The organism is Streptococcus sp. GMD1S (assembly GCF_000296875.1).
Taxonomy (GTDB): domain Bacteria; phylum Bacillota; class Bacilli; order Lactobacillales; family Streptococcaceae; genus Streptococcus.
Window position 1 is genome coordinate 1 of sequence record NZ_AJQY01000051.1, and the last position, 6,766, is coordinate 6,766.

A 6,766-nucleotide genomic window follows, 5' to 3' on the forward strand; every position below is an offset into this window, starting at 1 on the left:
AGCTTTTCAACTCTTTCTATTATACCTACTTTTTTACCTTTGTCAAGGACTTTTTTTCCTCTTTATCGAAATTCTGAAAAGATAAGGGAAAGTTCTCTCAGGAGAGCTTTACGTCCTCTAAAGACTTCTCCTCCCATTAGACGGTCTATTAACTCTTGTTTTTCCATACTCTGCTTTGATTTGTAATTCTTTAGAAGTTCGTGAAAGAGATAATAATCGTCCAGCCTGAGTCCTTTTTCTCCTAGACGATGACTAATCTCACTCACCTCTTCATAGGGTTCTTTGTCAAAACGGCGCTTGTGGCTTTCCTGTTTACGGATGTAATCTAGGATACGATTTCTAAACTTTGTTTTAAAGCAGACATAAAGTCGATGGCGCTCCCCCTCTAGTAACTCTGGGTTGCAACTCACCAGCTCATACAGACATAACATGCCTTCCTGATCCCAGTCCTCTTTCTCCCACAGATGCAAATGATAATCTTTGCGACACTTATGGACGATTCCCTTACTTTCTTCGTATAAATCTTTTAGATTCATAGACCTCTCCTTTCTGCATTTAGTTTAGCAAAATGCGCGAGCCACTGGGTCTACTTCCTCTATTCTATACTTCTTCCTCCCCCAACGGCACATAAAAAGAGAGGCAAAGCCTCTCTGGGGTTATAATTCTGCAATTTGGTTGAGATTCACTTCTGCAATCGTATCATTACCAAACATAGAGATAATCATCTTCACTTTGTTGTTATCAATTTCAGTAATTTTACCTGTGTAGTCTGCAAAAGCGCCATCAATGATGCGGACTGTCTGGCCAACTTCAACATCAATATCGAACTCTTGAACAGTTTGTCCCATTGAAACCAGAATATCACGGATTTCTTGTTCCAAAAGTGGAGTTGGTTTTGATCTGTTACCGTGTGAGCCGACGAATCCTGTTACGTTAGGTGTGTTTCGAACGACGAACCATGCTTCATCGGTCATGACCATTTCTACAAGGACATAACCTGGAAAGCGATTCTCTTCAACTTCCTTTTTCTTTCCATTTTTCTCAACTTGCACGGTTTGTGTTGGAATCTCAACACGTAGAATATTATCCAACATGTTATATGTTTGCGCACGTTGCAATAGATTTTCTTTTACCTTATTTTCATAGCCAGAATAAGTTTGTAGAACAAACCATCCCTTGTCAAAACTATCCATGATATTTCCTTTCATACATATGATAGAAGAAAGTTAGCAGAACTTCTCCACTTTTCTTCTAAAAAATGTTAATAAATCGAATCAAACCTGATACAATCAACTGGTCAAAAATGTAAATGATGACCACAAAGAAGGCTGTGTATTCCATAATAGAGCGAAAATCTCTCCAGCTTTCTTTGCGAGTTGGCCAAGTTGTTTCTTTAAGAAGTTTAAAAATATCCTTAATAAAGCCCATCGTTCTCTCCTATCTCGTTTCTCTATGTGTCGTATATTTTCCACAATGTTTACAAAATTTATTTACTTCTAGTCGTGTTGGCTTGGGGTTCCCACTAATTTTGATTGAATAATTCCTTGAACCACAAACTGCACAAGCTAGGCTTGCTTTTTTTAGTGCCATAACGCCTCCATCTTATCTATTATAACAAGAAACCTAGGCTTTGACAAGCCTCTTAACGAAATAGATTAAGGATTGAGTCCCATATTGTCTGGGCTTTTTCTTTTATTTTAGCTTCTGAAATCGCACGACCTGCTTCATCTACAAGATTTTGTGCACGACTACGAATATCTCCTATTGGGTCCTCAGACTGGTTTGTCTCATTTTCAACAACCTGCTTTTTCGTATTTTCTGGTTCAATACCATTTTGTTTATAAGCATTCTCAACTGTAAAAGTGCTACCTGTAGTGTAAGGTAAAATGGTATTAGCCATACTTCTAAAGACATGGGCTGCTCCATTGGAGGTCGAACCTGCTAGATAATGGTTCTCATCTGTTGTTGGGAAACCGAGCCAGTGGCTGATTACCACATCCGGAGTATAGCCGATCACCCACTGGTCACTGGTATATTCTGGGTTGAAAACAGCTTCAGTCGTACCTGTTTTACCAGCCATAACATAATCTGCCGGTGACGAACTAATTCCTGTACCATTGGTAAATGTTCCTAGCATCATGCTGGTCATTTTATCGGCTACCGACTTATCAATCACTCGTTTTTGGGAGTTTTTATGACTCTTGATGATCTGGCCGCTGGCATTTTCAATACGAGTGATGAAATGTGCTTCAGGCATCAAACCTCCATTAGCAAAGGCTGCATAGGCTTGCGCCATCTGGAGAGGATTCGTTTCCACACCTCCACCAAGAGCAACTCCAAGAACTCGGTCAACTTTTTCCATATTCAGACCAAATCTCTCCCCAGCGTCAAAAGCTTTGTCAATACCTAATTCATTTACAGTCGCAACAGCTGGCAGGTTGAGTGATTCCGCCAAGGCCTGATACATAGGTACTTCTGGAGATGTCTTAATACCTGCATAGTTGTCTACTTGATAACTGTTGTACTGCATCGTATGATTATCCAGTTGCTTGTTCAAGGCCCACCCTGCTTCTACTGCGGGTGTATAAACGACTAAAGGTTTAATGGTTGAGCCTGGGCTACGCTTAGACTGAGTGGCATAGTTGAAATTGCGAAAGCCTGGTTTGTCATCACCAGCTACACGACCAACAACTCCACGCACTCCACCTGTTTTAGGCTCTAGAGCAACACTACCTGATTCGGCATGCGTTCCGTCTTCTGCTGTTGGAAATAGCGAAGTGTTTTCGTAAATAACCTGCATGTTTGCTTGGTAGTTTTGGTCAAGCTCTGTATAGATGCGATAGCCGTTGTTGACAATCTCTTCTTCTGTGAGATTGTACTTGGAAACTGCTTCGTTGACAACTGCATCAAAATAGGACGGGTAACGATAATCTGAAACCTTGCCTTCATACTTATCTTGCAGTTGAGAAGACATATCTACTCCAGCCGCTTCGGTTTCTTGATTTTTATCAATATAGCCCGCTGCAACCATATTTTGCAAAACAGTATCCCTACGGTTGGTCGAAGTTTCAACAGAATTTAATGGATTATACAATTCTGGTCCCTTGAGCATCCCTGCTAGAGTGGCCGCCTGATCAAGCGTTAGTTGTGAAGCCGATACACCAAAATATTTCTTACTTGCATCTTCAACGCCCCATACTCCATTTCCAAAGTAGGCGTTATTGAGGTACATAGTAAGGATTTGCTCCTTGCTGTATTTCTTTGTCAACTCTAAGGCAAGGAAAAACTCCTTGGCCTTCCGTTCAACGGTTTGGTCCTGAGACAGATAAGCATTTTTCGCCAACTGTTGAGTGATGGTGGACCCCCCTCCAGAACGACCCGCTGTAAGGATGGCTAGAAAGAAACGACCGTAGTTAATCCCATCATTTTTATAAAAAGAACGGTCCTCTGTCGCGACGACAGCATTCTGCAAGTCTTTACTAATATCTGTCAGTTCAACATAGGTTCCCTTTTGACCCGATAGGGCTCCTGCCTCTTTTTCTTCGCGGTCAAAAATCAGAGTTCGTGTTTTCAAAGCATTCTGCAAATCATTGACATTGGTAGACTTGGCTATCGCAAACAAGTAGGTTCCTACCAGTAAACCAGCACTTAACCCTAAAATGATGACGATTTTTGTCAGATGATAACGGCGCCAAAATTTCCGAATTGGGCCTACTTGGGACAATTTTTTTCTATCGCTCCGTGAACGACGCATGCTAGTCGAATCAGACTCCGCTGATTCATTCGTTTCTTTTTTAAAGAGAGAAAGAAACTTCTCAAATAATTTATCTAATTTCATGCGTTTATTTTATCATCTTCACCATAGGAACTCAAGAATTTAGCTACTCCCTATCCAAATAGGGCTTTTTTTGTTACAATATCTGTATGCAATTCACATTTACATTACCCGAATCCTTGCCACAAATGACGGTCAAACAATTTCTAGAGGAACAACTCCTTATCCCTAGAAAAATCCGCCATTTTTTGAGAATAAAGAAGAACATCTTAATGAACCACAAAGAAGTTCACTGGAACGAGATGGTCAAACCAGGTGACATTTGCCAGTTGACTTTTGACGAGGAAGATTATCCCCCAAAAGAAATCCTTTGGGGCAATCCAGACCTCGTTCAAGAGGTTTATCAAGACCAACATCTCATTATCGTCAACAAGCCAGAGGGAATGAAAACTCACGGAAATCAACCTGGTGAAATTGCCCTTCTCAATCATGTCTCTGCCTATGTTGGCCAAACCTGCTATGTCGTTCATCGTCTGGACATGGAAACAAGCGGTTTAGTGCTTTTTGCTAAAAATCCTTTTATCTTACCCATTCTCAATCATTTGTTGGAAAAAAAGGAAATCGTTCGTGAGTACTGGGCACTTATAGAAGGGCGAGTAGAGAGTAAAGAACTTATCTTCCGAGATAAAATCGGCCGTGATCGCCACGATCGTAGAAAAAGAATAGTTGATGCAAAAAATGGACAATATGCTGAAACGCATATCAGTCGATTAAAGCAATTTCCAAATCAGACTACCCTTGTCCGTTGCAAACTAAAGACCGGTCGAACGCATCAGATTCGTGTTCACCTTTCTCATCATAAGTACCCTATCCTGGGCGATCCTCTCTATAACTCTAGATCAAAAGTAAGCAGGCTCATGCTCCATGCCTTTCGACTTTCCTTTACCCATCCACTTACCTTAGAAAAATTGAGTTTTACTGCCCTCTCGGATACTTTCGAAACAGAATTAAAACAAAATGGATGACACTATCATCCATTTTTCTATACAAAAAAGCAAGACCAGAAGGCCTTGCTTTTATCGACTCAAGAATTATTTAGCGATTTTTGCAAAGTATTCAAGAGTACGTACAAGTTGTGCAGTGTATGACATTTCGTTGTCGTACCATGATACAACTTTAACCAATTGTTTACCATCAACGTCAAGAACTTTAGTTTGAGTTGCGTCAAACAATGAACCGTAAGACATACCTACGATATCTGAAGATACGATTGGATCTTCTGTGTAACCGTATGATTCGTTTGAAGCTGCTTTCATAGCTGCGTTCACTTCATCAACAGTAACGTTCTTTTCAAGAACTGCTACCAATTCAGTAACTGATCCAGTTGGAGTTGGAACACGTTGTGCAGATCCGTCAAGTTTACCGTTCAATTCTGGGATTACAAGACCGATAGCTTTAGCAGCACCAGTTGAGTTAGGAACGATGTTTGCAGCACCAGCGCGAGCACGGCGAAGGTCACCACCACGGTGTGGTCCGTCAAGGATCATTTGGTCACCAGTGTAAGCGTGGATAGTAGTCATCAATCCTTCTACAACACCGAAGTTGTCTTGAAGAGCTTTAGCCATTGGAGCCAAGCAGTTTGTAGTACATGAAGCACCTGAAATAACTGTTTCAGTACCGTCAAGAACGTCGTGGTTAGTGTTGAATACAACTGTTTTAACGTCGTTTCCACCAGGAGCAGTGATAACAACTTTCTTAGCTCCACCTTTAAGGTGTTTTTCAGCTGCATCTTTCTTAGCAAAGAAACCAGTTGCTTCAAGAACGATTTCTACACCGTCAGTAGCCCAGTCGATTTGTTCTGGATCACGTTCAGCAGAAACTTTAACGAATTTACCGTTAACTTCGAATCCACCTTCTTTAACTTCTACAGTACCGTCGAAACGACCTTGAGTTGTGTCGTATTTCAACAAGTGAGCAAGCATAACTGGATCTGTAAGGTCGTTGATGCGAGTAACTTCAACACCTTCTACGTTTTGGATACGGCGGAAAGCAAGACGACCGATACGGCCGAAACCGTTAATACCAACTTTAACTACCATTAGTGATTTCCTCCTTATGAAAATCATGAAAATTTTATTGTGAAAAGAGTAACTTGAATCACTACAAATCACCTTTCAACAAACCTATTATATAACTATTTGAGTTTAATTGCAAGTATGGGCGTTGATTTTCTCTCCTGCTTTTCTACTTTTTCTCCCCCTTTTCATTCATCTATTCTTTTATTTTCAAAGCATATCTCTAGAATCTTTTATAATATCTGCATATTTTCTTCATTTCAAGGTAAAACTCCGATTTCAACTCTTTCAGAGTTTACAAAAAAAGAGACAGGATCACTCCTGCCTCTAGGCTGATAAACGATTATTTACGACGTCCTGGACGTTCTGCATAACCATAGTAAGCATCTGCCATGATTTCTTCCATGTCAGCTACCATTGGCAAGCGTGGGTTCGCAGGAGAACATTGGTCTTCATAAGCAAGCAAGGCAATTTCATGCAAGCTGTCTTTCCAAGCTTTTTCATCGATTCCAAAGCCTTTGAAGTTCATTGTGATTCCAACTGCTTCACCAAGATCGTAAACTGCTTTGGCATACGCTTCAACCGCTTCTTCTGGAGTTGAGTGAGGCAATCCAAGCATTCTAGCAATATCTTGGAATTTTTCATCAGCTTTCCAGTAGTTGTACTTAGGCCATGTAGTCGTCTTAGATGGGCGAGTACCATTGTAACGGATAACGTATGGAAGCAAGATTGCGTTTGTACGTCCGTGAACAGTATGGTGAACCGCACCGATCTTGTGGGCCATTGAGTGGCTCATACCAAGGAAGGCATTGGCAAAGGCCATACCAGCCATTGTAGATGCATTGTGCATTTTTTCGCGAGCTTCTGGATCAGCTGTCTTAACAGATTTTTCCAACCATTCAAACACAAGTTTGAT

At 40.9% G+C, this 6,766-nt stretch carries 8 protein-coding genes; 1 reads left to right on the top strand and 7 read right to left on the bottom strand.

All coding sequences use genetic code 11. The features are described 5' to 3' along the window. Positions 1-62: 62 nt before the first annotated feature. The 5 genes from GMD1S_RS06205 to pbp2a all read right to left on the bottom strand — a co-directional run bounded on the left by GMD1S_RS06205 (position 63) and on the right by pbp2a (position 3,838). Entirely contained in the window at positions 63-536 is a 474-nt protein-coding gene (locus GMD1S_RS06205) for a hypothetical protein (protein ID WP_001049305.1), read from the bottom strand. A gap of 120 nt (positions 537-656) precedes the next feature. Next, entirely contained in the window at positions 657-1,193 is a 537-nt protein-coding gene (gene nusG, locus GMD1S_RS06210; protein WP_000376732.1) for a transcription termination/antitermination protein NusG, read from the bottom strand. A 58-nt stretch (positions 1,194-1,251) separates the two neighbouring features. Beyond that, positions 1,252-1,428, bottom strand: a complete 177-nt coding sequence (gene secE / locus GMD1S_RS06215) for a preprotein translocase subunit SecE (RefSeq protein WP_000505776.1) — start codon at positions 1,426-1,428, stop codon at positions 1,252-1,254. 9 nt (positions 1,429-1,437) lie between these two features. After that, a complete protein-coding gene (gene rpmG / locus GMD1S_RS06220; protein WP_001809375.1) occupies positions 1,438-1,590 on the bottom strand; it encodes a 50S ribosomal protein L33 in 153 nt (50 codons plus the stop codon). A 52-nt stretch (positions 1,591-1,642) separates the two neighbouring features. Continuing rightward, positions 1,643-3,838: a penicillin-binding protein PBP2A gene (gene pbp2a / locus GMD1S_RS06225; RefSeq protein ID WP_000762596.1), complete on the bottom strand. Its 2,196-nt coding sequence runs from the start codon at positions 3,836-3,838 to the stop codon at positions 1,643-1,645. An 86-nt stretch (positions 3,839-3,924) separates the two neighbouring features. Between pbp2a and GMD1S_RS06230 the strand changes: the two genes are divergently transcribed. Continuing rightward, a complete protein-coding gene (locus GMD1S_RS06230; protein ID WP_008279513.1) occupies positions 3,925-4,800 on the top strand; it encodes an RluA family pseudouridine synthase in 876 nt (291 codons plus the stop codon). Between the two features lie 66 nt (positions 4,801-4,866). Here the strand turns inward: GMD1S_RS06230 and gap are convergent, their stop codons facing one another. Then, positions 4,867-5,874 (bottom strand): type I glyceraldehyde-3-phosphate dehydrogenase, encoded by a 1,008-nt coding sequence (gene gap, locus GMD1S_RS06235; RefSeq protein ID WP_000260682.1) that lies wholly within the window; start codon positions 5,872-5,874, stop codon positions 4,867-4,869. Positions 5,875-6,193: 319 nt separating this feature from the next. Further along, the coding region (locus GMD1S_RS06240) for an iron-containing alcohol dehydrogenase (protein WP_000531007.1) at positions 6,194-6,766 on the bottom strand (573 nt) is incomplete at its 5' end.

Coding starts and splice junctions, on each gene's coding strand:
- rpmG (WP_001809375.1), bottom strand. CDS start 1,590: ATGGCACTAAAAAAAGCAAGCCTAGCTTGTGCAGTTTGTGGTTCAAGG.
- gap (WP_000260682.1), bottom strand. CDS start 5,874: ATGGTAGTTAAAGTTGGTATTAACGGTTTCGGCCGTATCGGTCGTCTT.
- pbp2a (WP_000762596.1), bottom strand. CDS start 3,838: ATGAAATTAGATAAATTATTTGAGAAGTTTCTTTCTCTCTTTAAAAAA.
- nusG (WP_000376732.1), bottom strand. CDS start 1,193: ATGGATAGTTTTGACAAGGGATGGTTTGTTCTACAAACTTATTCTGGC.
- GMD1S_RS06230 (WP_008279513.1), top strand. CDS start 3,925: ATGCAATTCACATTTACATTACCCGAATCCTTGCCACAAATGACGGTC.
- GMD1S_RS06205 (WP_001049305.1), bottom strand. CDS start 536: ATGAATCTAAAAGATTTATACGAAGAAAGTAAGGGAATCGTCCATAAG.
- secE (WP_000505776.1), bottom strand. CDS start 1,428: ATGGGCTTTATTAAGGATATTTTTAAACTTCTTAAAGAAACAACTTGG.